General features: G+C 60.8%; 21 protein-coding genes and 1 tRNA gene. 14 read left to right on the plus strand and 8 right to left on the minus strand.

All coding sequences use genetic code 11. The features are described 5' to 3' along the window. Window positions 1–50: 50 nt before the first annotated feature. On the minus strand, window positions 51–374 hold the full coding sequence (locus GQ59_RS20800; protein ID WP_037084625.1) for an HlyU family transcriptional regulator: 324 nt from the start codon (window positions 372–374) through the stop codon (window positions 51–53). 104 nt (window positions 375–478) lie between these two features. Between GQ59_RS20800 and GQ59_RS20805 the strand changes: the two genes are divergently transcribed. Beyond that, entirely contained in the window at window positions 479–1,495 is a 1,017-nt protein-coding gene (locus GQ59_RS20805) for a glycerophosphodiester phosphodiesterase family protein (protein ID WP_051904101.1), read from the plus strand. Between the two features lie 79 nt (window positions 1,496–1,574). After that, the gene (locus GQ59_RS20810; protein WP_051904102.1) at window positions 1,575–2,567 is read left to right on the plus strand and encodes an alpha/beta hydrolase; all 993 of its coding nucleotides are present in this window, start codon (window positions 1,575–1,577) and stop codon (window positions 2,565–2,567) included. On the opposite strand, the gene ilvA is transcribed toward GQ59_RS20810, so the two are convergent. Further along, window positions 2,560–3,825, minus strand: coding sequence for a threonine ammonia-lyase (ilvA, locus tag GQ59_RS20815; RefSeq protein ID WP_051904109.1), 1,266 nt, complete (start codon window positions 3,823–3,825; stop codon window positions 2,560–2,562). The two genes, GQ59_RS20810 and ilvA, sit on opposite strands and share 8 nt — an antisense overlap. A gap of 132 nt (window positions 3,826–3,957) precedes the next feature. On the opposite strand from ilvA, the gene GQ59_RS20820 reads away from it, so the two are divergent. Next, on the plus strand, window positions 3,958–5,412 hold the full coding sequence (locus tag GQ59_RS20820) for a TrkH family potassium uptake protein (protein WP_037084627.1): 1,455 nt from the start codon (window positions 3,958–3,960) through the stop codon (window positions 5,410–5,412). Here GQ59_RS20820 and GQ59_RS20825 read toward each other — a convergent pair. The 3 genes from GQ59_RS20825 to wrbA form a co-directional block, all read right to left on the minus strand. After that, window positions 5,409–6,056: a metallophosphoesterase family protein gene (locus GQ59_RS20825; protein WP_037084628.1), complete on the minus strand. Its 648-nt coding sequence runs from the start codon at window positions 6,054–6,056 to the stop codon at window positions 5,409–5,411. The two genes, GQ59_RS20820 and GQ59_RS20825, sit on opposite strands and share 4 nt — an antisense overlap. 67 nt (window positions 6,057–6,123) lie before the next feature. Continuing rightward, a tRNA-Leu gene (locus GQ59_RS20830) sits at window positions 6,124–6,209 on the minus strand. Window positions 6,210–6,369: 160 nt separating this feature from the next. After that, on the minus strand, window positions 6,370–6,969 hold the full coding sequence (gene wrbA, locus GQ59_RS20835) for an NAD(P)H:quinone oxidoreductase type IV (RefSeq protein WP_037084630.1): 600 nt from the start codon (window positions 6,967–6,969) through the stop codon (window positions 6,370–6,372). Window positions 6,970–7,215: 246 nt separating this feature from the next. On the opposite strand from wrbA, the gene GQ59_RS20840 reads away from it, so the two are divergent. From GQ59_RS20840 to GQ59_RS20890, 11 genes are all read left to right on the plus strand, one after another. Continuing rightward, the gene (locus tag GQ59_RS20840; protein WP_037084632.1) at window positions 7,216–8,001 is read left to right on the plus strand and encodes a competence/damage-inducible protein A; all 786 of its coding nucleotides are present in this window, start codon (window positions 7,216–7,218) and stop codon (window positions 7,999–8,001) included. A gap of 124 nt (window positions 8,002–8,125) precedes the next feature. Next, window positions 8,126–8,965, plus strand: a complete 840-nt coding sequence (locus GQ59_RS20845) for a universal stress protein (RefSeq protein ID WP_037084634.1) — start codon at window positions 8,126–8,128, stop codon at window positions 8,963–8,965. A 78-nt stretch (window positions 8,966–9,043) separates the two neighbouring features. After that, window positions 9,044–9,541 carry a xanthine phosphoribosyltransferase gene (gene gpt / locus GQ59_RS20850; RefSeq protein WP_037084771.1) on the plus strand — a complete coding sequence of 166 codons (498 nt, stop codon included), beginning with the start codon at window positions 9,044–9,046 and terminating at the stop codon, window positions 9,539–9,541. Between the two features lie 398 nt (window positions 9,542–9,939). Continuing rightward, on the plus strand, window positions 9,940–11,787 hold the full coding sequence (locus tag GQ59_RS20855) for a methyl-accepting chemotaxis protein (RefSeq protein WP_084683240.1): 1,848 nt from the start codon (window positions 9,940–9,942) through the stop codon (window positions 11,785–11,787). 60 nt (window positions 11,788–11,847) lie between these two features. Beyond that, a complete protein-coding gene (locus GQ59_RS20860) occupies window positions 11,848–12,429 on the plus strand; it encodes a hypothetical protein (RefSeq protein ID WP_037084635.1) in 582 nt (193 codons plus the stop codon). Window positions 12,430–13,346: 917 nt separating this feature from the next. After that, the gene (locus GQ59_RS20865; protein ID WP_037084637.1) at window positions 13,347–17,156 is read left to right on the plus strand and encodes a vitamin B12-dependent ribonucleotide reductase; all 3,810 of its coding nucleotides are present in this window, start codon (window positions 13,347–13,349) and stop codon (window positions 17,154–17,156) included. A 292-nt stretch (window positions 17,157–17,448) separates the two neighbouring features. Continuing rightward, window positions 17,449–18,672: a nucleotidyltransferase domain-containing protein gene (locus tag GQ59_RS20870; protein WP_037084640.1), complete on the plus strand. Its 1,224-nt coding sequence runs from the start codon at window positions 17,449–17,451 to the stop codon at window positions 18,670–18,672. Continuing rightward, window positions 18,669–20,384, plus strand: a complete 1,716-nt coding sequence (locus tag GQ59_RS20875; protein WP_037084641.1) for a ThiF family adenylyltransferase — start codon at window positions 18,669–18,671, stop codon at window positions 20,382–20,384. The genes GQ59_RS20870 and GQ59_RS20875 overlap by 4 nt, the downstream gene beginning before the upstream one ends. Before the next feature lie 11 nt (window positions 20,385–20,395). Beyond that, complete coding sequence (locus GQ59_RS20880; RefSeq protein WP_037084643.1) at window positions 20,396–20,848, plus strand: Mov34/MPN/PAD-1 family protein; 453 nt, start codon at window positions 20,396–20,398, stop codon at window positions 20,846–20,848. A gap of 6 nt (window positions 20,849–20,854) precedes the next feature. Next, window positions 20,855–21,934, plus strand: a complete 1,080-nt coding sequence (locus tag GQ59_RS20885; RefSeq protein ID WP_051904103.1) for an SAVED domain-containing protein — start codon at window positions 20,855–20,857, stop codon at window positions 21,932–21,934. A gap of 120 nt (window positions 21,935–22,054) precedes the next feature. Further along, a complete protein-coding gene (locus tag GQ59_RS20890; protein ID WP_037084644.1) occupies window positions 22,055–22,987 on the plus strand; it encodes an RpnC/YadD family protein in 933 nt (310 codons plus the stop codon). Between the two features lies 1 nt (window position 22,988). Here GQ59_RS20890 and GQ59_RS20895 read toward each other — a convergent pair whose 3' ends face one another. Genes GQ59_RS20895 through GQ59_RS20905 form a run of 3 tightly spaced genes read right to left on the minus strand, consistent with a single transcriptional unit; the run spans window position 22,989 to window position 25,797 of the window. Next, window positions 22,989–23,303, minus strand: a complete 315-nt coding sequence (locus GQ59_RS20895) for a hypothetical protein (RefSeq protein ID WP_037084645.1) — start codon at window positions 23,301–23,303, stop codon at window positions 22,989–22,991. Further along, entirely contained in the window at window positions 23,300–25,171 is a 1,872-nt protein-coding gene (locus tag GQ59_RS20900; RefSeq protein ID WP_037084646.1) for an AAA family ATPase, read from the minus strand. Before GQ59_RS20900 ends, GQ59_RS20895 begins: the two co-directional genes overlap by 4 nt. An 11-nt stretch (window positions 25,172–25,182) precedes the next feature. After that, window positions 25,183–25,797, minus strand: a complete 615-nt coding sequence (locus GQ59_RS20905) for a hypothetical protein (protein ID WP_244448015.1) — start codon at window positions 25,795–25,797, stop codon at window positions 25,183–25,185. Window positions 25,798–25,864 lie beyond the last annotated feature (67 nt).

Genomic DNA, 25,864 nt, shown 5'->3' on the forward strand with positions numbered 1-25,864 from the left:
TAATTTTGAGTGTGGCCTGCAATTTTTGCGATCACGATGCGGAACGCATGTCACGCCGAGCGCGACTTCTCCCCATCGGAAAACAGCGAGGGACCATTCTGGTCGATGATCTGCTGAGCCTTGCGGACGGTATATTCAACCGCGTCGTCCATGGAGGTGAAGACGTCGGCGCGGACGAAATTGCGCACCAGGGTCTCGCCGTCCACGTCCTTTTCGATACGTCCGGCCAGCCGGAACTGCGAGCCTTCGCGGATCGGCGCGGGATGGATGATGCAGCCGCCATGCTCGACAGGCTTGGCGGAAGCGGCAGGTGCCTCGGCCGATTTGCCGCCACCGGAGAACATCGAAAAAATATTGGACAGAAACGAAGCCATGGCGGCTGCCTAGCACATTCCTGCGCAGGCAGGAAGCAGGGGAGCCAAGGAAAAGTCACGGTCCGACGTCTCATATCCAGCCGCACAGTTGGGAGCCTGACCGCATGAAATGGAAGATCGCCGCAGCATTCCTCCTCACCGTCATTGCCGCGCTTTGGATCGGCAATACCTCCCTGCTCTCCCGCTTTCCGAACGACAAGCCGCTCAGGATCATTGCCCATCGCGGTCAGCATCAGCTTTTCGATGCCACCGAAATCGAGACCGACACCTGCACCGCGAGCCTGATGTTGCCGCCGACGCATGCCTATCTGGAAAACACCGTGGCAGGCATGCAGGCCGCCTTCGATGCCGGCGCCGACGTCGTCGAACTCGACGTGCATCTCACGCCGGACAAGCAGTTCGCCGTTTTCCACGACTGGACGCTCGATTGCCGCACCGAGGGCAAGGGCGTCACGGAACAGACGCCAATGCAGGTCCTGAAGACATTCGACATCGGCTACGGCTACACCGCCGACGGCGGCCGGACCTTTCCGTTCCGAGGCCAGGGCAAGGGCCTGATGCCGACTTTGCCGGAAGTCTTCACCGCCCTGCCGGAGGGTCGTTTCCTGATCAACTTCAAGAGCCGCCGCACCGAGGAAGGCGACGCTCTGGCCACGCTTCTCAAGACCGACCCTGCTGCGCGGGCATCGACGTTCGGCGTTTATGGCGGAAACGAGCCGACCGAAAAAGCGGTGACACTTGTCCCCGGCCTTCCCGGCTATTCCAACCGCACGGCCAAATCCTGCCTCCTCAACTATCTGGCGCTTGGCTGGAGCGGTCATGTGCCGGAGGCCTGCCGCAACACCCTCGTCCCGGTCCCCGCCAATCTTGCCTTCCTGCTCTGGGGCTGGCCGCAGTGTTTCTACAACCGGATGCAGGCGGCCGGTTCGGATGTCGTGCTGATCGGCCCGTTCGAGGCCGGCGATGCCGGATCTTCCGGCATAGACGACCGCGACACCTGGGACATGGTGCCTTCAGGCTTTCCGGGCCTCGTCTGGACCAATGTCATCGAGAAGGCCCGGCTCGAGGTGGAGCGTCGTGGCTTCTGCACCCTGCCCTCCAGGCCGCATATCTGCAACTAGAGCGACGATCTGCGGCCGATGGACTTCCCGCCGTCACGAAGCCCGCCTATCATCTTCCTCGGTTCGGAGGGAGTGCCGGATGCGGAGGAGATTTCTGTCATGGCGGACGGCCATTTATGTCTGCGCGATCCTGATCACCTCCTTCGGAGTGATGCTGATGTCCGGCCCGCGCATGCCCGCTGACGGGTTTCCCGCTTTCGACAAGGCCCGCCTCGGCGTGGATGTCGACGCCTATCTCGCCGCCGGCGAAAGCCGCTATCCCGACATCCGCCCGGGTGCCACCAAACGTATCGTCTGGGCCGATCCTGCGACAAAGGCAAAGACGTCCTTCGCGATCGTCTACCTGCACGGCTTCTCGGCTTCGGCCGAGGAGATTCGCCCCCTGCCCGACCGCGTCGCGGCGGCGCTCGGCGCCAATCTCTATTTCACCCGGCTCGCCGGCCACGGCCGCAGCGGCGACGCCATGGGCGAAGCAAGCCTCGAAGACTGGCTGGCGGACTTTTCCGAAAGTGTCGCGATCGGCGAAGCGGTCGGCAATCGCGTCATCGTCATCGGCACCTCGACCGGCGCCTCGCTTGCGACGTTGGCGCTTGCCGATCCGAAGATCGCATCGCGCATCTCGGCGGCCGTGTTCGTATCGCCGAACTACGGCATCAACAGCTTTGCCGCATTTCTGCTGACGACACCGGTCGCGCCGCAGCTTTCAAGACTGCTGCTAGGCGAAAGCCGCGGCTTCACGCCCTATAGCGACCGTCATGCCGCTCACTGGACGACCCGCTATCCGACAAAAGCGCTGCTCCCGATGGCCGCACTCGTGAAGCTCTCGGTCGAGAGCCCCGTCGAGCAGATCAAGACGCCGGCGCTATTCCTCTATTCCTCGCTCGACCAGGTCATCCGGCCCGACAAGGTGCGCGCGGTCGCAGCTCGCTGGGGCGGGCCTCACACGCTTTTCGATATCGGCCAGACCGGCGATCCCGGCAATCACGTGATTGCCGGCGACATCGGCTCGCCGACGACCACCACACCGCTGGTCGAGCGGACGTTGGCCTGGCTGCAGACCGTGCTCAGATGACGAGGTTTGCCAGGATCTCGTTCTCGGTAATGTCCTGGTAGCCCATGCCGGCGGCTTCGAAGCGTTCGAGCAGGCCGGCGAAATTCTCCGGTCTTGCGGTTTCGATGCCGATCAGGATCGAGCCGAAATTGCGCGCCGATTTCTTCAGATACTCGAACCGGGCGATATCGTCTTCCGGCCCAAGCAGGTTGAGGAAATCGCGCAGTGCGCCCGGGCGCTGGGCAAGCCGCAGCACGAAGTATTTTTTGAGGCCGGAATAGCGCATGGCGCGTTCCTTGACGTCGGGCAGGCGCTCGAAATCGAAATTGCCGCCCGAGACAACGCAGACCACCGTCTTGCCGGCCAGTTTTTCCCGTCCGAGCATCTCCAGCGCCGTGATCGACAGGGCGCCCGCCGGCTCCAGCACGACACCCTCGACGTTGAGCATCTCGGTGATCGTCACGCAGATGGCATTTTCCGGCACCAGCAGGACCTGATCCGGCGAAAAGTCCTTCAGGGCTTCGAAATTCAGGTCGCCGATCCGCGCCACCGCCGCCCCGTCGACGAAATTGTCGAGCTTGGCGAGCGTGATCGGTTCGCCCGCCTCGAGGCTCTTCTTCAGGCTCGGCGCGCCTTCAGGTTCGGTGAAGAGAAAGTCTTCCCGCTTGACGATGTCCTTCAGGTAGCCGGTGGTCCCGGAGGAAAGCCCGCCGCCGCCGACCGGCAGGATCACGAGGTCGGGCTTCACGCCTTCCGGCAACTGCTCAACCAGTTCGGCCGCAACGGTCGCCTGGCCTTCGATGATGTCGGCGTCGTCGAAAGGCGGCACCATGACGCCGCCGATCTCTTCCACATGGGCGCGGGCCGCCGCATAGCACTGGTCGAAAATGTCGCCGATCAACCGGATGGTGATGAAAGGCCCGCCGAACATGCGGGTCTTGTCGATCTTCTGCTGCGGCGTCGTCACCGGCATGAAGACCACGCCCGGTACCTCGAAATGACGGCATACGAAGGCGAACCCCTGCGCGTGATTGCCGGCCGAGGCGCAGACGAAAGTCTTGCCTTTTGCGCCTGAGGCAATCGCCTTGCGCAGGAAGTTGAAGGCGCCGCGGATCTTGTAGGAGCGGACCGGAGACAGATCCTCGCGCTTCAGCCAGATTTCGGCGCCGTAGCGGCGGCTGAGGTGCTCGTTCATCTGCAGCGGCGTTTCGGGGAAGATCTCCCGCATCGCCACTCTCGCTTCGTCCACGCCCACTTTCGTCACGCCTGCCTTGGTCATGCCCGCCTTGGTCACGTCTGCCTCGGTCACATCGGCCATCCATTGAATTTCCAGAATGGTCCCGCTATGCCATAGGCTTACGGCTGAGACAAAGCTTCTTTCAGTTGCCGCGAACTTCGGGACAACCATTTTTTGAACGCCAATCTTCTTCGGTCGGTCATCTACATGACGGCGCTCTGCGCGCTCTACCTCTCGCTCGCCATGTTCCTGCCGGCGATGGTGGACCTTTATTACGGGCATCGCGACTGGCAGGTCTTCGCGATGTCCGGCTTCATGGTCGGCGGACTTGCGGCGGCAGCGGCGCTCGCGACCCATGGCCCACCGCCGGTCTTCAACAAGCGGCTGGGTTTCCTGCTGGTCAACGTGTTGTGGGCGATGTTTTCGGTAGTGGGCGCCATCCCGCTCTTCCTTGCCGAACACGAACTCTCGTTTGCACAGGCGCTGTTCGAATCGATCTCCGGCATCACCACCACGGGCTCGACCGTCATCGTCGGGCTGGACATCATGCCGCCCGGCATCCTGCTCTGGCGCTCGCTGCTCTGCTGGCTCGGCGGCATCGGAATCGTCGGCCTCGGCCTCTTCGTGCTGCCGTTCCTCAAAGTCGGTGGCGCCTCGATCTTCAAGCTCGAATCGTCGGAGACCAACGACAAGCCGTTCGCCCGGCTTGCGAGTTTCACCCGGGCCTTCCTGATCGTCTACGTGCTGCTGACGCTTGCCTGCACTGTCGCATACGATCTTGCCGGCATGGACCATTTCGATGCGCTGAACCATGCGATGACGACGATCGCGACGGCCGGTTTCTCGACGCACGACATGTCTTTTGGCTATTTCGACAGCAAGGCGATCTTGCTGGTCGGCACCCTGTTCCTCGCGATCTGCAGCCTGCCGTTTTCGGTGCTGATCCTGCTTGCCGTGCGCGGCCGGCTGGATACGCTGCGCGATCCGCAAATCCTGGTTTTCCTCGGTTATCTCTGCATCATCTCGGTCGGCGTTGCGGTCTACCATCACCTGAGGAATGGCGTCGAACTCGACGACGCGCTGATCCATTCGTTCTTCAACATGACCTCGATCCTGTCGACGGGCGGCTTTGCGAGCGACGACTACACGCTCTGGGGACCGTTCGCGGTGCTCGTCGCCTTCTTTGCAACCTTCATGGGTGGCTGCTCCGGTTCGACGGCCGGCGGCATCAAGGCCTATCGTTTCGTGGTGATGGTCAACGTCATCCGCGCCGGGCTGAACAAGCTCATCTATCCGAACGCGATCTATCCCGTACGTTACGGCAGCCTGACGGTGGATGCCGAGACGCAGCGCGCGGTCTTCCTGTTCGTCAGCCTCTACATTTTCCTCTGGGTCGTCGGCAGCATCGGCATCGCGCTGTTCGGCTACGACGTCCTGACCGCCACGTCCTCGGTGATCACCGCGCTGTCGAATGTCGGTCCCGGCATCGGCCCGATCGTCGGCCCCGTCGGCAACTTTTCCACGATCAGCGATCCGGCGCTCTATCTACTGTCGCTGATGATGCTGCTCGGGCGTCTCGAAATCCTGACCGTCCTTGTCCTGCTGACGCCGGTCTTCTGGCGGCACTAGCCAGGCACGCGCAGGAATTCGACCGGCCCGCCCGGTTCGTCGTCGTCGAAGACGGCGCAGGTCAGCTCGCCGCCGAACACGCAGCCGCTGTCGATATTGGTGCGGTTGCCGATCGTCTGCGGATTGCCGGGAAGCGGCGTATGGCCGTGGCAGAGATGCCGGCCCCAGAATTCGCCGTCCTCGTCGCTTGCAAATCGCTTCCAGATCAGGTCGCGCTCCCGCTGCCCCTCGAGCGGCAGAGTCTCGTCGACGCCGGCATGCACGAAGATCCGGTGCTCGTCGACAAGGATCAAGGGACGATGCGCGCACCATGACAGCACCACGGGCGGCACGTAGCGGTCGAAGGAAACCATCGTCTCACGGCCGCCATTGTCGAGCCAGACGATCTCGTCGTGCCCACGGTTCTGGTGGGCGCGGACCATCATGTCCTCATGATTGCCCTTGAGCGCCGTCCACCGCCACCCTTCCTTGCGCGGCCCCGCCATGACGAGGTCGAGCACGCCCCTGCTCTTCGGCCCGCGATCGATATAATCGCCGATGAACACCACGTGCCCTGAAGGCGCGTGATCCTCCACCTGCCCGAGCATTACCTTCAGCTGCGCCAGGCAGCCGTGGATGTCGCCGATGGCAAAGGTAAAGCCCAAAGCACGCCTCCATCAAAATGGATATCAAACGGTCTTCATCGCAAACGGTTGCAGGCAGGGGCAGGCTTGGTGCGGACGGCGGGGATCGAACCCGCATGACCAAAGGCCGAGAGATTTTAAGTCTCTTGCGTCTACCAGTTTCGCCACGTCCGCATGGGCGTCCTGTTTCTTGAACTTGCGCGACGCCGTCAAGCACCGAAATTGCGGAAGCGGTTCGCCTGTTGCTAAAAAAAGCAAGACGGTCGGATGAGCGGAATGCAAAAAGGGCGCGGAGAATTTCTCGCCGCGCCCTTCAGAAATTATAGCAGTTCAATCAGCCAGCGAGCTTGGCGGCCAGCTTGGCGACGTGGGCGCCCTGGAACCTGGCACCTTCGAGTTCGATTTCCGAAGGCTGGCGCGAACCGTCGCCGTTGGTGATCGTGCTGGCGCCGTAGGGCGAGCCGCCCTTGACTTCTTCGGTGCCCATCTGGCCCGCAAAGGCATAAGGCAGGCCGACAACCGCCATGCCCTGATGCAGGAAGGTCGGAATGAAGCCGAGAATGGTCGATTCCTGGCCGCCGTGCTGGGTTGCCGACGAGGTGAACATCGAGCCGATCTTGCCGACCAGCTTGCCCTGTGCCCAGAGGCCGCCGGTCTGATCCCAGAAGTTGCGCATCTGCGAGGCGACCGTGCCGAAGCGGGTGCCGGCGCCGACGATGATTGCGTCGTATTCGGTGAGTTCCTCGACGGTTGCGACCGGAGCCTGCTGGTCCATTTTGTAATAAGAGGCCTTGGCGACCTCTTCCGGAACCAGTTCCGGAACACGCTTGACCGTCACGTCGGCGCCTGCCGACTTTGCGCCTTCCGCAACGGCATAGGCCATCTTTTCGATGTGGCCGTAAGCGGAATAATAAAGCACGAGAACCTTTGCCATGATCTTCTCCATTCCATGTGATGTGTGAACAAGGCCGTCTGCGGCCAGAACCAGACCCACATGTAACGGCTCCACGAGTGAGCGACAGCCCTTGCGAGGTCTACGCACTGTTCAGCATTCGGAGACGATATTTCGCTTGCGGATCATAAATTCGTAACAGACGAGGTTTCTGCATCCGTCACGACAAAATCGCTTCTGCCTCGAAAAGTTTGGGCTTAGGAGTGAGGCAATCACGGAGGAATATCCATGTCTGAAGCGTCGCAACCATCCTTGATCGTCACCGCTGCCATGCTCGCCATCGGCGACGAGCTGCTGTCCGGCCGGACCAAGGACAAGAATATCGGCCACCTCGCCGATCTGCTGACGCTTTCAGGCATCGACCTCAAGGAAGTGCGGATCGTCGCCGACGAGGAGGATGCGATCGTCGAGGCGCTGAATGCGCTGCGCGGCCGTTACGACTACGTCTTCACCTCGGGCGGCATCGGCCCGACCCATGACGACATCACGGCCGACGCGATCTCGAAGGCCTTCGGCGTGCCCTGCATCCACGATCCCGACGCGATGAAACTGCTTGCCGACATGTACAAGCGGCGGGAGATGGAATTCACCGAGGCCCGTCAGCGCATGGCCCGCATGCCCGAGGGCTCCAGGCATATCGCAAACCCGGTTTCGACCGCCCCGGGCTTCATCATCGGCAACGTCTATGTGATGGCGGGCGTGCCGCAGGTTTTCCAGGCGATGGTCGACAACGTGCTTCCGATGCTGCGCTCGGGCGCAAAAATGCTGTCGCGGGCGCTGCCCTGCCCCTATGGCGAAGGCGATATCGGCACGCTGCTGTCGGCCGTGCAGAAGGCGCATCCTCAGACCAGCATCGGCTCCTATCCGAAATATGACGGGCAGCGATTCTCGACCGAAATCGTCGTGCGCGCCCGCGACCCGCAGGTTCTCGATGCGGCCGCGCAAGCCGTGGCGGAGATGATCGCCGGCATCGACCGCGCCAAGATCGCCACCAATCCGACAGCCGACGCCTGACCCGGGGCACTCTGCCTTACCCTCTCTCGGCGGCCACTCCTTGACCGGGATCAACGTGCGACACACGTAATTATATGAGACTGGCTCCCAATCCCGCAGAGCCAGTTGATGAGGAGATGCAGCCATGGCCTACAAGACCATTCTAGCGGTTCTCGACACACCTCAAAACGCCGGGCCGATCACGGATTACGGGATCGCGCTCGCCGAACGTTTCTCCGCCCACCTGATCGGCGTCCACGCAGAAACGCTGGCCGCCGTGCCGCTGATTGCGCCGATGGAAATTCCGGATCCCTCCGCAGTGCAGATCCTGCAGGACGCGGCGCAGAAGGAGACGGCGGAGGTGGAGCGGATCTTCAGGCAACGATCGTCCCGCGAGGGACTTTCCATCGAGTGGCGCAGCTTCATGTCGTCGGCGGGCTACGGCTCCCATTCGGTCATGGATACCGCCCGTTCCGTCGATCTGATCGTTGCGAGCCAGAGCGATCCGGCGCATGCCGATCACCGCGCCGATCTCGAGACTTTCCTCTTCGACAGCGGCCGGCCGATGCTGCTCGTCCCCTATACGTTGAAGGTGCCGCAACCGATCAAGCGGGTGATGATCGCCTGGAACGGTTCGCGCGAGGCGGCGCGGGCAACCTTCGATTCGATGCCGTTCCTCAAAGGCGCGGACAGCGTCGAGGTGTTTTGCGTGGATCCGAGCGACCGCGGCGGCCAGACGCCTGAAATGGCAGGCGCCGAGATCGCGACCACCCTTGCCCGGCACGGGATCAACGTGACGCTGTCGACGCAGGGAAAGAGCGGCGTTTCTGCGGCAGCGGCGATCGAGAACCATCTGTCGGAAGGCAGCGTCGACCTTCTGGTGATGGGCGGCTACGGCCATTCGCGCTGGTGGGAAATGCTGTTCGGCGGCGTGACACGCAGCCTGCTTGATTCGATGACGGCGCTGACTTTGCTTTCCCGCTGACAAATCCTTGCGTCTTCGGGCGAATTGCCGCTATTAGCGAGAGCCAACAACATGCTTTCGCTAATGGTGGCCAGCCTCATGTCTCTTCCCGAAAAAGCCTTCCCCGTTTCCTGGGATCAATTCCATCGTGACGCCCGGGCGCTTGCCTGGCGTCTCGCAAGCCTCAAGCGGGATTTCCGCGCCATCGTCTGTATCACCCGCGGCGGCCTGGTGCCGGCGGCGATCATTTCGCGCGAACTCAATATCCGCCTCATCGAGACGGTCTGCATCGCCTCCTACCATGACTACGTCAACCAGGGTGAAATGAACCTGCTCAAGGGAATCACGCCCGAACTGATGGTCGATGAAGGCGCCGGCGTCCTGGTCATCGACGACCTGACCGATACCGGCAAGACGGCATCGGAAGTGCGCACCATGCTGCCGAAGGCGCATTTTGCCTGCGTCTATGCCAAACCTTCAGGCGTGCCAATGATCGACACTTTCGTCACGGAAGTCAGCCAGGACACCTGGATCTACTTCCCCTGGGACATGGGCTTCACCTATCAGGAGCCGATTGCCAAGGCGGACCGCAGCTAAGGTCTACAACCCTAACGTTTCGGGCGGGGCGCGACGACGTGGCGTCATCCCCGCGAGAACACGTCCTGCGGCCAGCCGCGAAATCCGTGCCTTTCGGCGTCGTGAAGGCGCGCGGAGGACTTCCGTGTGCCCTGAATTTGGCATTCGTCAAGGAACTCGCATCGAGGTTTCGTCCCAGGCGCTATATTTCTGCTGCCTGATGCCGCTTTCCTTATGAGGGTGCGCTAATTTTATTTTTTCTTCATATAAAGAAGGAACACTGTCGTCCGTAGGCTTTGCCTGACAATGGCGGCACGGGCATGATGCCTGTCGTGTGACACTCTCAGCGTACGATGTCCGAGTTCAATCCGCGAGGCTGGGGTCCCCCCCGGTCGCGTCTGCATGACATCGAGGCCCGCATGCGTGATTTTCTGAATAGGATGCCGCTGACCACAAAACTGGCGGCGCTTATCGTTGCGGTCAATATTTGTGGCGTTTCCGCCTTGGCCACCTATACATGGATATCGGAAACGCGCTTGCTGATCAGCACGGCGACGGCACAGTGGTCGCGCGGCGCCGAGCAGTTCGCGTCGGTTGCGGCCGGCGGCGTGAAGTGGGGCAAGGTCAATGCGGTGCGGGAAGCCTATGCTCTGCAGCGCGACAACCCTACCCTCGACCTCGTCCAGTTCGCCGCGTTCAACGCCGAGCTCGCGCCGGTCGACATCTGGGCACGCGAAGGCGTGGCAGGCGTCCTGTCTTCCGCCGAACTGGCGCAGGCGATCGGCCAGAAACCCGACAGCACGGTTGTCGATACGACGCTGGCTTCCAGAGGTCTGGTCGGGATCGTTGTGCCCCTGCCCGCAGACAAATCCGGCAAGGTCACGGGCTATCTCTTCACTGCCTGGTCGGTAGAGAAGATCCTCGCCACGGCGCAGCAGGAAGTGCTGAACACCCTGCTTATCCAATTGCTCGTCATCACCGTTGCGGTCACAGCCTTCCTCTTGGCCATGCGCCGGCTTGTGGGACGCCCTGTTCGGAACCTCAGTGCGCGCATCATCGCCTTGCAGACCGGCGACCTCACCTCCCCGGTCGACTACCAGCGCAATGGCGACGAGATCGGCGTGCTCTCCCGCGCGCTGGAAGTGTTCCGCGGCGAGGCTATTGCGAAGGTCGAAGAAGAGCGTATCGCGGCGGAGCAGCGCCAGTCGCTTGACGAGGAGCGCGCCCGGAATTCGAGGATCACCGAGGAAACCAGCAACACCCAACGGGCCGTCATGGCACAGCTCGGACAGGCGCTGGAAAGGCTGGCCGGAGGCGACTTTTCGATTCATCTCGATGGTCTCGGGCCGGATTTCGAAAAACTGCAGCAGGACTTCAACAACATGGTCGAGGCGGTTGCCGCCGCCCTGACGGAGATCAAGGAAGCGTCCCACCAAGTGGAAGATCGCTCCAGCGAGCTTGCCGGCGCCGCCGACCAGCTGGCTCAGCGCACTGAACGACAGGCCGCCGCTCTCCAGGAGACCGCCGCCTCCCTTGGCCAGGTCACAACAACGGTCAGAACCTCTTCACAGAAGGCGGAGAGCGCCGGGCACCTCGTCGAGGAGACGAAGAAAGGCGCCCATTCCTCGGCAACCGTCGTGCGCAATGCGATCGGGGCGATGGACCGGATCCAGGCCTCGTCCAGCCAGATCGGCCACATCATCGGCGTTATCGACGAGATCGCCTTCCAGACCAATCTCCTGGCGCTGAATGCCGGCGTCGAGGCCGCTCGCGCGGGCGAGGCCGGCAAGGGTTTTGCAGTCGTAGCTCAGGAAGTGCGTGAACTGGCGCAGAGATCTGCCAATGCAGCTAAGGAAATAAAGGTTCTGATCACCAGCTCCAATCAGGAGGTCGCGGCAGGCGTCGGGCTTGTCAACGACACGGGCGATGCCCTTCTCCAGATCGGCAACCAGATCAACCGCATCAGCGACAGCATCGTGTCGATCGTCCAGTCCTATCGGGAACAGGCCACGGGCCTGCAGGAGATCAACACCGCGATCAACCAGATGGATCAGGCGACCCAGCAGAATGCCGCGATGGTGGAGGAAACCAATGCGGCCTGCCAGGAACTGCTCTCTCAAGGCCGTCTGCTGCTGAGTTCGGCCAGCAGCTTCACTGTCGGGAAAACAGCCGGAAATGGCGCCGGAGCCCATTCCGAATCGGAGAGGCATCACTCTCTCTCCGACAAAAGAGCCGGCTTTGCCGCTCCGTTCAGACAAGCGTCCTGAAGACGCCTCTGCAGCGGCATGACCTCATAAACGTCAGTAACCTATGGAAGGGAAACACCCATGCATAAGATCATCGTCATGCTCCTTCTCGGCAGCATCGTATCCGCGCTGCCGCTTGGCACGGCTCAGGCCGAGGAGGCCCACGTCGCGCCGGTGACCGAATATGTCACCGCTAAAGTAAAACCCTGGCTCACCGACGCGGTGATCATTTCGGCGATCAAGGCCCAGAATGCCACCAATGCCAAGCTGAGCGACGCCGATATCCTGGCGCTCGACAAGAAATGGCGCGCCGAAGTCGACAGTTCCAGTCGCGCGACGATCGACAGCGTGCTGAACAACGCCTTGTCGAAACTTCTCGTCGAAAAGAAGGAAAAGTCCGAAGGGGCGATTACGGAAATCTTCATCATGGACGCCAAGGGCCTCAATGTCGGCCAGAGCGACATAACCTCCGATTATTGGCAGGGCGATGAGGCAAAATTCAAGAAATCCTTCGGTGCCGGCAAGAATGCGCTCTTCGTCGACGAGGTTGAAAAGGACGAATCGTCCCAGACGCTGCAGTCGCAGGCAAGCGTGACGATTTCCGATGAGAGCGGAACGCCGATCGGCGCCGTGACGATCGGGATCAACGTCGATTCCCTCTGAGCCGGGCGAATATCCCTGGCGCTGCGGCATCGCTGCCGCAGCGCTAAGGGAAAAGATAAGCGAAGCCCCAACGGGCTCGCCGATGAAGAACCTGTTCGGCACACATCCACGCCTTTTCGGATGGCTTGGCGCCAGCTATCGTCCCGACGCACTGGAAGTCAGTTGGGACCACTGGGCCTCTTTTCCGCGGGGACAGGGCTTCATCAGGAGCCGAGTGCCGGCGGCTGATTCTTTCCGGCCCCTTTTCAAAAATCTCGGTGCTTGTCACGGGCCTGCCGGTTAAAAAACCGTGCGGGCTTATCTATTAGTGGTAGCCACAGATTCTTGAACTGTCTCGATATGGTACGGCCGAACCCCCAAAACCCTGCCGAACCGGGCTTCCGGCACCTGCCGCCGCTCACGAAATATTTCTGCGCCTCGTAACGCAAGTTTCAGGCTATCCGCGCAACTGCCTGAGAATCCTCGGCTATTTCTTAGTCCCCGTTATCCACAGCCGCGAACCACAATATCTTGTGGTTATAAAAGCGTTGCAATCTACGCCTTGACGAATCTCTCGGCTCGTTCGACAGTGTTCCTTACGTTGCGGCGGCGACTGGACCGGAATTAACGAGGCCGGTTCTTCTTCGAGTTTGACGGGAAAGATCTTGCAGTCCGGCTATGAGGGGCGGGCTGCTATCAGGGTCGCCGTGCGTGCTCGATTTTCCGCTCCGGAACAACGGCTGGGACTGGCGGAAAGATTCTGTTAATACTATATGTAGTAGTGTTGCAGCCGTTATCACCACAACATACAGGTTGGCATCTACGGATGATCACCTGGGACGGGAAACATTCAACCGGCTGCGCGCGTCGAACGTGTGGGCTGGAGCGGCACATCTGCGCTCTTCAATCGGGCGCCAACTGACGAGGGATTTAAGGCAATGCGCATCGAACGTCGTTTCACCAAGCCGGAGACAGGCGCCTACGGGGAAATCGAATTCCGCAAGGGGATCAGCGAGATCCGCAATCCGGACGGCTCGATCGTCTTCCGGCTTGCCGACATCGACGTGCCGGCGCAGTTCTCCCAGGTTGCGACGGACGTTCTGGCGCAGAAGTATTTCCGCAAGGCCGGCGTTCCCAAGATCCTGAAGAAGATCGAAGAGAATGACGTCCCCTCCTTCCTGTGGCGCTCTGTAGCTGACACGGAAGCGATGAAGGCTTTGCCGAAGGAAGAGCAGTACGGTTCCGAAACCGATGCCCGCCAGGTTTTCTCCCGCCTTGCCGGCACCTGGACCTACTGGGGCTGGAAGGGCGGCTATTTCACGTCCGAAGAAGATGCTGCCGCCTTCATGGACGAGCTTGCCTACATGCTCGCCACCCAGCGCGTCGCGCCGAACTCCCCGCAGTGGTTCAACACCGGCCTGCATTGGGCCTATGGCATCGACGGCCCCGGCCAGGGCCATTTCTATGTCGACCCCTTCACCGGCAAGCTCACCAAGTCGAAGTCTGCCTATGAGCATCCGCAGCCGCATGCCTGCTTCATCCAGTCGGTCGAGGACGACCTCGTCAACGAAGGCGGCATCATGGACCTGTGGGTCCGCGAGGCGCGCCTGTTCAAATACGGCTCCGGCACCGGCTCCAACTTCTCGATGCTGCGCGGCGCAGGCGAAAAGCTCTCCGGCGGCGGCCGTTCCTCCGGCCTGATGAGCTTCCTCAAGATCGGTGACCGCGCCGCCGGCGCCATCAAGTCGGGCGGCACCACCCGCCGTGCGGCCAAGATGGTCGTCGTCGACATCGACCATCCGGATATCGAGGAATACATCAACTGGAAGGTCAAGGAAGAGCAGAAGGTGGCGGCCCTCGTCACCGGCTCCAAGATCGTCTCCAAGCACCTGAAGGCCATCATGAAGGCCTGCCTCAACTGCGAAGGCGGCAGCGGCGACGATTGCTTCGACCCGCTCAAGAACCCCGCCCTCAAGCGCGAGATCAAGGCCGCCAAGAAGGACCAGGTTCCGGAAAACTATATCGGCCGCGTCATCCAGTTCGCCCGCCAGGGCTACAAGGACCTGGAATTCAAGACCTATGACACGGACTGGGATTCGGAAGCCTATCTCACCGTCTCCGGCCAGAACTCCAACAACTCCGTCTCGCTGAAGGACGATTTTCTGCGCGCCGTCGAGCAGGATGGGGACTGGAACCTCACCGCCCGCAAGGACGGAAGGGTGATGAAGACGCTGAAGGCCAAGGACCTCTGGGAACAGATCTCCTACGCCGCCTGGGCGTCCGCCGATCCGGGCATCCATTTCAACTCGACGATGAACGACTGGCACACGTCGCCGGCCGGCGGCCCGATCCGCGGCTCGAACCCGTGCTCGGAATACATGTTCCTCGACGACACGGCCTGCAACCTCGCCTCCATGAACCTGCTGCAGTTCAAGGACAAGACGACCGCCCGCATCAACATCGCCGACTACGAACATGCCACCCGCCTGTGGACCGTCGTGCTCGAAATCTCGGTGATGATGGCGCAGTTCCCGTCGCGCCAGATCGCCGAGCTTTCCTACCAGTACCGTACGCTCGGCCTCGGCTACGCCAATATCGGCGGTCTCCTGATGTCGACCGGCATCGCCTATGACTCTCCGGAAGGCCGCGCCATCGCCGGCTCGCTGACGGCGATCATGACCGGCGTTTCCTACGCCACCTCGGCTGAAATGGCCTCCGAGCTCGGCCCCTTCCCGAACTTCGCCCCGAACCGCGACAGCATGCTGCGGGTCATCCGCAACCATCGCCGCGCCGCCTATGGCGAGACCTCCGGCTACGAGCAGCTGTCGGTCAACCCGGTGGCGCTGATCCATTCGGAAAACCCGGACCAGGATCTGGTCGCCCATGCCAAGGCCGCCTGGGACAAGGCGCTCACGCTTGGCGAACAGCACGGCTACCGCAACGCGCAGGTCTCGGTCATCGCCCCGACCGGCACGATCGGCCTCGTGATGGATTGCGACACGACCGGTATCGAGCCCGACTTCGCGCTCGTCAAGTTCAAGAAGCTCGCCGGCGGCGGCTACTGGAAGATCATCAACCGCGCCGTCCCGGAAGCGCTGCGCACGCTCGGTTATTCGGAAAGCCAGATCGCCGAGATCGAGGCCTATGCGGTCGGCCACGGCAACCTCAACCAGGCTCCGGGCATCAACCCCGGCTCGCTGAAGGCCAAGGGCTTCACCGACGAGAAGATCGAGGCCGTCAACGGCGCGCTGAAGGCCGCCTTCGACATCAAGTTCGTCTTCAACCAGTGGACGCTTGGCGCCGACTTCCTCAAGGGCACGCTGAAGGTCAGCGACGAACAGCTCGCCGACATGAGCTTCAACCTGCTCGAACATATCGGTTTCTCGAAGAAGGACATCGAAGCCGCCAACATCCATGTCTGCGGGGCGATGACGCTGGAAGGCGCGCCCTTCCTGAAGGCCGAACATCTGCCGGTCTTCGATTGCGCCAATCCCTGCGGCAAGATCGGCAAGCGTTATCTCTCGGTCGAAAGCCATATCCGCATGATGGCGGCCGCCCAGCCGTTCATCTCGGGTGCGATCTCCAAGACGATCAACATGCCGAACGACGCGACCGTCGAGGATTGCGGTTCCGCCTACATGCTGTCCTGGAAGCTCGGCCTGAAAGCCAACGCGCTTTACCGCGACGGCTCGAAGCTCTCCCAGCCGCTCAACTCGTCGCTGATTGCCGACGACGACGCGGAAGATGCCGTCGAGGAACTGCTGGCCCAGCCGGCAGCCGCCCAGGCCGTGACGATCACCGAAAAGATCGTCGAGCGGATCATCGAAAAGGTCGTCCGCAGCCAGGAAAAGCTCCCCGGCCGCCGCAAGGGTTATACCCAGAAGGCGAAGATCGGCGGACACACGATCTTCCTGCGCACCGGCGAATACGACGACGGCCGCCTCGGCGAAATCTTCCTCGACATGAACAAGGAAGGTTCGGCGCTGCGCGCCTTCATCAACAACTTCGCGATCTCCGTCTCGCTCGGCCTGCAGTATGGCGTGCCGCTCGAGGAATATGTCGACGCGTTCACCTTCACCAAGTTCGAACCGGCCGGCATCGTCACGGGCAATGACGCGATCAAGAACGCCACATCGATCCTCGACTACGTGTTCCGCGAACTGGCGATCTCCTATCTCGGCCGCCACGACCTCGCGCATGTCGATACGTCGGACTTCTCCAACACCGCGCTCGGCCGCGGCGTCTCGGAAGGCAAGGCGGATGTGGTCTCCAAGGGCCTGACCCGCGGCTACAAGCCGACGCTCGTCTCCGGCACCGGCAGCGACCGCCCGGCCGACATCAAGGGTGCGGCAACCGCCGCCCCTGCCCGCGCCTCGGCCGGCACCAACGTCACCGCCTTTGCCGGTGCCGCCGCCCGCAAGCTGGAACCGACGGTTGCCATCTCCACCTCCGAAATCGTCTCCTTCAAGCGGGACTACGAGGAGCGCGCCAAGGAACTCGCCGAAGAGATCGTCGAGGAACTGGCCGAAGAACAGGCAGCCACCACGGCCCTCTTCTCCGACAAGGCCGCCGACGAGGCCGCGACCGCGAAGACCGAAGCCAAGAAGGTCGAAAACGAACGCCGCATGCGCTCCATTGCTCAAGGGTATACGGGCAACATGTGCGGCGAGTGCCAGAACTTCACCATGGTCCGGAACGGGACTTGCGAGAAGTGCGACACGTGCGGTGCCACCAGCGGGTGCAGCTGATTAATGCAGGAATAAGTGTGTGGATAGGGTGAACTGAAATAGCACGAACAGTAATACTCGGAGTCACGAAACCCACTACTGAAAAGTCACGAAAGATCGTGTTTCGTTTCCGCAAGTGACATCAAATGTGCAGAAGTTTTGGAAAAAACTCAACAATTCTGCGCTTTTAGAATGAACAGCTAGCCTTCCAGGCGGACCAGTCCGCCTGGAAGTAGTCAAAGGAACAAAACACGAAACAAACGCGCGGGTTGGAATCATCTAAAAGTTCACGCGTACGAGCGAGGTCGAAGTCATGAACGTGCATGTCAATACGATCGAAGCATTTCTGGAAGCGTTGATCGCAGAACTCGAAATTCCCGAGCATCGATACGATCAGGCCGATCGAAGCTTCAAGTCGTTCGGCGACTGGCTTCATCGTGAAGGAAGTTCGGTCCGTCACTTCGACCCTCAGGTCTACTGCCAAGGATCGTTCAGGCTTGGAACGGCGATCCGACCGCTGACGGAAGACGAGGAGTACGACGTCGACTCGGTCTGCGAATTCCGTCTTCTGACCAAGCAGCACCTCTCGCCATTCGCGTTGAAGCAACTGCTCGGGGCAGAGGTGAAAGCCTATCACGACGCCCAGAACATGACGAAGCCGGTCCGCGAAGGAAATCGCTGCTGGATCCTCGACTATGCCGACGGCGCCCAGTTCCACATGGACATCGTCCCCGCCATCCCGAACGGCGTGGAACAGAAGCGACGGCTCGACGCGATCTTGCACGACGCCCGATGGTCGGAGACGGCCATCTCGATCACCGACCGGCGTCTTCCGAACTACATGGAGAAGACGGAATACTGGCCCCGTTCGAATCCCAAAGGGTTTTCGAGCTGGTTCGCCTCTCGACAGTCGGAAGTCCTCATTCGCCGTAAGCGGGCGAAGGTCGAGGCCCTCAATCGGCAGGGGTTCCGCGCGAGTGTCGAAGACATGCCAGACTTCAAGGTGAAGACGCCTCTGCAGTCGGCGATCATGATCCTTAAACGGCACCGCGACAACATGTTTGCAAGGGAGCCGGACGTCCGTCCGATCTCGGTGATCATCACCACCTTGGCCGCGCATGCCTACGAGGGCCAGGAGACGATATCGGGCGCGCTATTCGCGATCCTGCAGGGGATGGATCAGTTCATCCAGCACGACGGCCAGAAGTACGTCATCGCCAACCCGACCGACCCCTACGAGAACTTTGCCGACAAATGGCAGGCGGAGCCTGAGAAGGCGGAGGCATTTTTCAGATGGCTCCGCACCGCCCGTGCCGATTTCAACGCGGCCGCTCAGGCGGTTTCCTTCCAAGAAATGGCGGACGCCCTCACACCCAGGATGGGCTACCGGCTTTCGACGAAGGCGGTGGACCGTCTTACGGGTGGCAATCGTCTTCTCCGTGCTGCAAGCGGAGCTTCGGCCGGCGCGGCGGCAACGACAGCGCCAAGCTTTGCGAATGCCGCCCGACAGCCTACCAAGCCGCAGGGGTACGCATGATCTGGTGGCTGGCCGACGAGTCGCGGGCGCGCCTGGAAAAGGCTGCGCTCGTCGCTCTCCAAGAGGAGCACGACTGGCTGACAAGCGTGCGCGTTCGCTTTCTCGACAACCTTCAGCTCTGCGTCGACGTCGAGGTCGCGCACGGTGGGGAGAAGTTCCCGCTTGCCGTCATCTACCCGATCAACTTCCCGGACACTCCCCCGATCGTCATGCCCCACGGCGAACGTCGGCTCTCGGAACACCAGTACGGGGCCGGCGGCGAGCTTTGCCTCCAGTGGCGACCGGACAATTGGGACGCGACGGTCACCGGCGCGATAATGGTCGAGAGCGCGTTTGGGCTCATCGCCGCCGAGCGCACGCCGGACGGAAGGACGGGCGCCGTCCTTTCGGACCACCGGACTTCGCTTGCGGCGGAGCTTCGGTTCGAAACCTGGCGTCTCATGGTGCCGGAAGGCGCCTGGGCTTCGCTCGACGGACGCCTTTCCGAGATGGTCGTCAAGATCTCTCTGTCGACGACCGCAAGGCGTATAAACCGCGTGGCGCATCTGACGGCGATAGGGGCGCCTGGCAACGAACTTTGGATTTCGCCACAACCGAAGCTCAAAAACGCAGGAACGCGGACCGGTTATCTGCTGCGGACACGGCAGGACATGAGCGCTCTGGCACAACATGGTGGGGGCGAGATCGACGATCTGGCGAAGCTGGTTCCGGATCTCGCGCCGCTGCTCGGTAAGCAGGAGCTTCCTTTTCTGATCGTCCTGGAAGAAAGCGGTCGCCACACGGCCTACGACGTCCAGTGGAGCATAAACAACCTGCCGCTTCTGATCCCTTATCGGATCATCGAGGAAGGCGAGCTCGCGAAGCGGTCTGCCTCCAATAGGGACGCGATATCAACCAGGCACGTGGCGATCGTCGGCTGTGGCTCGATCGGGTCCAAGATCGCGGCGTCGCTCGCCCGATCGGGCGTGCGCAAGTTCCTGCTCGTCGACGAAGACGTTTTCCTTACGGGCAACCTTGTGCGCAACGAACTCGACGCTCTGGCCATCGGATGGCACAAGGTCGACGCCCTCGCCGACAGGATTCAGCAGATCGTAGCGGATGCCGACGTCGTGACTCGCAAGGTCGCGCTTGGTGGCCAGACTTCCGCCATCGCCATGGATACCACCATCGAGCTGATCGGAGACTGCGACCTTATTATCGATGCCACCGCGCATCCTGCGTCGTTCAATCTTTGCGCCGGCACGTCGAAGCGAAATCGCAAGCCGATGGTCTGGGCCGAGGTGTTCGGCGGAGGCATTGGTGGAATCGTTGCTAGAGTCCGGCCCGAAACCGATCCGCCGCCTCTGGAAGCTCGGAACCAGATTACGACGTGGTGCGAGGACCACAACAAGCCTTGGGAAGCCGCCTCGAAAGGTCGCTACGAGGCGAACCCGGACGAAGGGCCGCCCTTCATCGCCGACGACGCCGACGTGGCCGTCATCGCGGCTCATGCTACGCGCTTCGCGATCGATATTCTCGAAGGCGGCGAGACGGCGTTCCCTTCCTCGGCCTATGCCATCGGCTTGAAGAAGGCGTGGATATTCGAAGCTCCGTTCGACACATGGCCTATCGACCTTCGCAGCTCGGGCACATGGGAGGTCGACACAGGTTCGGCATCAAGCGACGTCATCGGCGGACTCATGGCGGAGCTCGTCGGCGGAGACGCCCAGTGACAGTTCAACTGATGCTTCCTCGACCCATCCGCCTCAGGATGATGGGCGCCCTCGCGCGCGCGGAGCAGCGCGAAATCGGCGGCGTCCTGATGGCTCGCCAGATCGAACCGGGCATCTTCGAGATTGTCGATTTCTCGGTCGACGAGGTTTCCGGGGAGCGGGCTCATTTCGTCCGCGACCACGATTACCACAACAAGTTCCTCGAGGCGTTCTTCGAGAAGACTGGACGAGACTACGAGACCTACAACTACGTTGGCGAATGGCACTCGCATCCGCGTCTTCCAATTCTTCCAAGCATTACGGATCTGGAATCCATGGAAGGACTCGTGAACGGGGAGCGCGACATCCCTTTCGCCGTGCTTCTCATCGTCCGCTCCGACGTCCCGTCCGAATTCATTGCGACGTCGACCTTCCACCAACGCGGGGCGGCTCCGACACCCGTACAAATCAGAGCGGAGAACTGAGTAAGCATGTACCGAGAAACTGCGGATTGGGCCTTTCGCGAATTCATAAAATACCTGTTCAGACCGAAAGGATTCGAGGTCAGGGTTGCGGCCTTGTGCATTCCGGTTCTTGTAGCGCTGCTCGGCGGAAACTGGCTCGTTAAGGCAACCGTACGCGGCGACTACTCCTTTGAATTCGGCTCGACCAACATCATTCCGGACTGGGCTCAGTGGTCCCTGGTGTCGATCTTCGTCGCGGTCTTCGTTTTCTGTTTCGTCATCGGATGGAAGCGTTTCACCCGCGAGAACGAAATCCGGAACCGGAAGAAGGTCATCGTCATCGAAGGCCGCGGCCTACGCGAGGATGATGGCACTCCGCTCACGGCGGCGGTCCCGTCCGACATCGTCGGCCACCGGCTCGGGGTCTCCCTGGATCTTCGTCAGAAGAGAGACGGCGTGATAATCGACGCAGATGCGCTCCTGCCCGAGGTCGATGCCGCGCGCCGGATGGTTCAGCAGTATGCGCGACAGAATGACCGGCAGGACGTCATTCTGGTCTACGGCGGCCTAACGCCGGTGCCGATGACCTTCCTAACGGGCGTTGTCTTCGATGACGAAGGCAGCATCGTCGTGATGGACTGGGACAGGACTCGCGAGTCCTGGCGGGTCCTGGACAGCCGTGACGACGGTCAGCGTTTCATTGTCACCGGCGTCGGCGCCGTGAAGGATTCGCCGGAAGTCGTGCTTGCCGTTTCCGCCTCCTATCAGGTCAGAGACGAGAACATCGACACGACGTTCAAACTTCCGGTGGTCCGCATGTCGCTTCCGGCATTGGACTCATCCCACTGGTCTCAGGCGAAGCAGAGTGCGCTCGCGCAGCAGCTTCTCGATACGGCGAAGGTTCTTGAGGCGAAGGGAGTCGCCACCATCCATCTCCTTCTGGCCTGCCAGAACAGCGTCGCCTTCAATCTCGGTCGGCGATACGACAAGCGCAATCTGCCCGGCGTCGTCGTCTATCAGTATGAGGCGAACGGCGAGAAGAAATTTCCTTGGGGTGTTCGCATGCCCGTCGCTGGCATTGCGACGCCGTCGATTGTCAGGACATAGCGGAAGAAGCCGTTAGCACGCTTTTCGGTCGCAAAGATAAAATTGGGACGAATTCACGAACGAAAATTAGCAAATGATCGAGTAAACGCCGCGCAAACGGCCGATTTGAAGAGAATTTGTGTGGTTAACCTAGTCCGAATTCGCGAGAGCAAAATCTCGAAGTACGATATTACGCTGAAAAAACTGATCTCATTAGACAATGCGCGATTGCGAGATATTCTTGAACTACCGCGAGGTGGTTTTCTCTTAAGAGAGCAATTCCCTGACTGGGATGAGCTTCGATCTGACACTCTCTATTATCGTTCGCAGAACATTTACCACGTCGAATTTCAGACCGAAAATAGCTCTGAAATGCCGCTTCGCATGTTCGACTATTTCGGTCGAATCCAAACGCATTGGAAAAATGCTTTGGGGCGACCTCTCAAGGAAATTTTTCAACAGGTGCTCTACATCGGCAGCGACAATCTGACGATGAGCGCAATCTTCCAACGCGGCAGAACAACGCACGAATTCGACCTCAAGGATTTGAAGCGCTTTTCGGAGAAGTGGTTTGGAGTACTCGAGCGAAGTCCAAACCCTGAAGACTGGATACTAGGATCGTTGACTGCACAAGATCTCGGCGAAGCTTACTGGCTCGACCTTGCCGAGAGGATTGTGAGCCATATTCAACAGACCGCTCCACCAGCGACTGACTTACCGGCACTGTTGATCATTGCTGCCGTCCTGCGCAAAGTGGATCCACGCCTTCAGGAAGAGATTGAAAAAATGGTTAGGATCAATATCGGAAGCAGCCGTGTCCTCCGTCAGATTTATGACGAGGGAAGCCGAGAATTTGCACTCAAACAAATGCTGCGCGTCGTAGAAATCGGTTTGGAGCAAAAAGGCTTCTTCATAACGGCAGAGCAGGCCGCATTTATATCGGAATTCAGTTTTGATGACGTTTCCCAATTAAATTTTCTTGCGATCGCGGGATCGGACGAAGAGATTGAAAATTTCATCACGCCCCCCAGTCCGGATGATGATGAGCACACCCGACCGAGACAGCTTGAGTAGTTTATAGTCTGAAGCGTCCCTTCGCGACGACCTCTCCCAAGGTCGGCCCCTTTTCCAATACGATGTCTACTAAATCATCCACGGCGATCACGCAGACCAGCCCACCTTCCGTTTCGATGATCGCCGGCCGCCCCTCGGATGCAGACGTCGTCAAAATGAAGAGCCGATGCCGCGCTTCGCGAAGTCGGAGCGGAATTCCTCCAGCCTCAAGGATTGCCTTCTCCACGAGCATTCGCCCTTCCGGAGTCCCGCGTTCCTTCAGGCTTCGCACGACCAGCCTCCAGTCGACCTCCGGTGTCGAATTCCCTTCCGTCATTTCGACCTCTCCCGGATGATGCGCCTGACGTCGTCGCCTTCGACGATAGCCTTCGCGACAAGGATGTCGGCAATCTGTTCGACGGCCGCGCGGAATCGCGTGACGATCTCGCGACTTCGCTCCATCTCACGAGCGAGGAGACGCTCCACCCGTGCCGCGACGACGTGATTGGTTTGACGAACGCGGTCCCGCTGCTCGGGGGATTTCAAATTGAAGTAGGCAAGGCTTTCTCCCATGCCGAGCTGGACTTCCAACCTGGTGGCGAGGTCGCTCGCCTTGTGGAGATCCGCGCCTTCGCCCGCCCCGGCGCCTTCGAAAGTTGTCCCGAGGATGACCTCCTCCGCCGCCCTGCCCCCGAGAGTCATTGCGATCTGGTCGAGATACCCCTGCCTGTCCATAAGGGCATCGTCTTCGAACTGAAAGTGAGCGAAGCCCAGCGGGTGCGAGGCATGCGCCTCCCACGGGACGGCTACGGTTTGCAGGAAGCCAACCCCTAGTCGAACTCCAACGACAGCGTGTCCGGCCTCGTGAATGGCGACCATCCGACGCTCGCCGCCGGCGATCCTCTTCGGCACGGGAAGCACCGCCAGGACGTCGTCGATGGAGACCGCCCGCCCGGCCTGTCGGGCGGCTCTCTTGGCGTCTCGGCCAGTCTTCTCGAAATGTGCTCCCGTGAACCCGGCGGTCGCGGCGGCTAGAGCTTCGACTTCGCTTTCGGACAATTGGTCGCCGAAGTACAGGCGCGATAGACGCTTGCGCTCTTGACTGTCCGGAAGGGAGATCACGATATGCTTGTCGAGACGACCCGGTCGTCGCAGGGCGGCGTCGATCATGTCGGGGTAGTTCGTCGCTCCGATAACGCAGACGCCCTCAAGCCTTTCATGGCCGTCGATCAATTCGAGCAAGGAATTGATCACCTGAGCCCAGTATGTCTCGTGCTCGGTTCCGACAAGCCGGGTTCGATCGCCAATTCCGTCGCATTCGTCAATGAAGAGGATGCTAGGCTTATGGAGGATGGCTTCTTCGAAGTTTTGTCGCATCGCCTTCAGCGTGCCATCGAGATGAGACGCCGCCTGCCATCTCGCGACCGAGGTCGCCACGAGGTGGGCGCCGCAGGTCCGCGCCAGCACGCCTGCGAACATCGTCTTCCCCGTTCCCGGCGGCCCACTCAGCAGCAACCCTCGATCAACCTCCGACCAGCGGAGGTTTCCTTCCCTCCATGCGCGAATGTCCCTGGCGAGAGACATCCCCCAGCTCTTCGCTTCTCCATACCCGACAAGGTCTTCGAGCCGAGGTCCGGCGGCCGAGGTTTTTTCGCCCTGCTCGACTTCTACTAACCGGCCCAGCACCGTCGATGCCGGCCTTTTCGCCCGGAAGGCCGCGAATACGTCGGACAAGGAGTGGTCCAGCATAGTTCTTGCCTCCGCCAACTCGATATTTTGATCGGCGAACTGTTTCGCAGCCGAGACAAGATGGAATGGGCTAACCGGGCCGACGTCCACAACGCGATCGGCGGCCAAAGCGATGTCTCTGGGCAACGCGTATCCAGACGGCCAGATAATCAGGAGCGAGGGCTTGGTTTTCAGGTCGTCACGAATGCTCTGCGCATCAGGTCCGCCTCTGCTGCTGAACTTTGGAAACGCGACCCCGAACATGCTCAGAGCTTCGACCGAGCGAACGAGGACGCTCGCGGCGGCGACATTCTCTAGGAAGTCAGAACCGGCGGGGAGCCGGAGAGCTATCACGACTTGGCGGCCGTTCTCCACCTTCTTGAAGGCACCGCCTAGTCTAGCGGCCGTTTTGAGGGCGAAGCCGTAGGCAACGCGCTCCAACGTCACCGTTCGGCGGATTTGATGAGGGTTTGTCATGCCGCCCTCCCTCAACGCTGAACGCGGCGGATCACGGTCTCGGGACCGATCATCGCTTCGTCGAGGTCGAGAACGACCATCCGGTGCAGCACCATCCAGGACACGCCGGTCATCGGCTGGACTTCTCGGAACACGCCCAGGCATTCTGCTACCGTCAAGGAGCCGGCTTCTTCAAGCGCAGAAAGCATCCTGATCCTGTCGTTAAGCGGGGTCCTGCAGGTCGCGTAACGAAGCATGTCGCGGGCGTTTGCCAAGCGATAGCCGCGTTCGATCTCCTTGCGTGCGACGCCGCGATAACGCAGGCCGGCTAGTGCGGCGCCTTCGATAATTTCCGGATGTTGTTCGACCTCGACGGCGTCCAAGAAAATTCTGGTCCCGCCTTCGTAGTCCACCAGGAAATCCGGCACATGGGGTCCGAATTCTGTTTTGAACTCGATCGGAAGGCAGAGCCACGCGACGACGTCGGGGTCCACGTCCAGAACGCACCCGAGATCACGGGCAGCGCGCGATCGGAACATAGGGTCTGCAGAGCAGCGGACGGTGCCTCTGGGATAAAAAAGTTGGGATGATGCTTTTTCATAGGCAGCATACAGGGCCGACGGCATTTCGACATGCGAATGGCTCATCATGAACATCCTCGAATACGAAAAACGATGCATGTGCCGCCTCGGAGCGGCCTGCCGTTCAACCTAT

The organism is Neorhizobium vignae, from assembly GCF_000732195.1.
GTDB classification, from domain to species: domain Bacteria; phylum Pseudomonadota; class Alphaproteobacteria; order Rhizobiales; family Rhizobiaceae; genus Neorhizobium; species Neorhizobium vignae.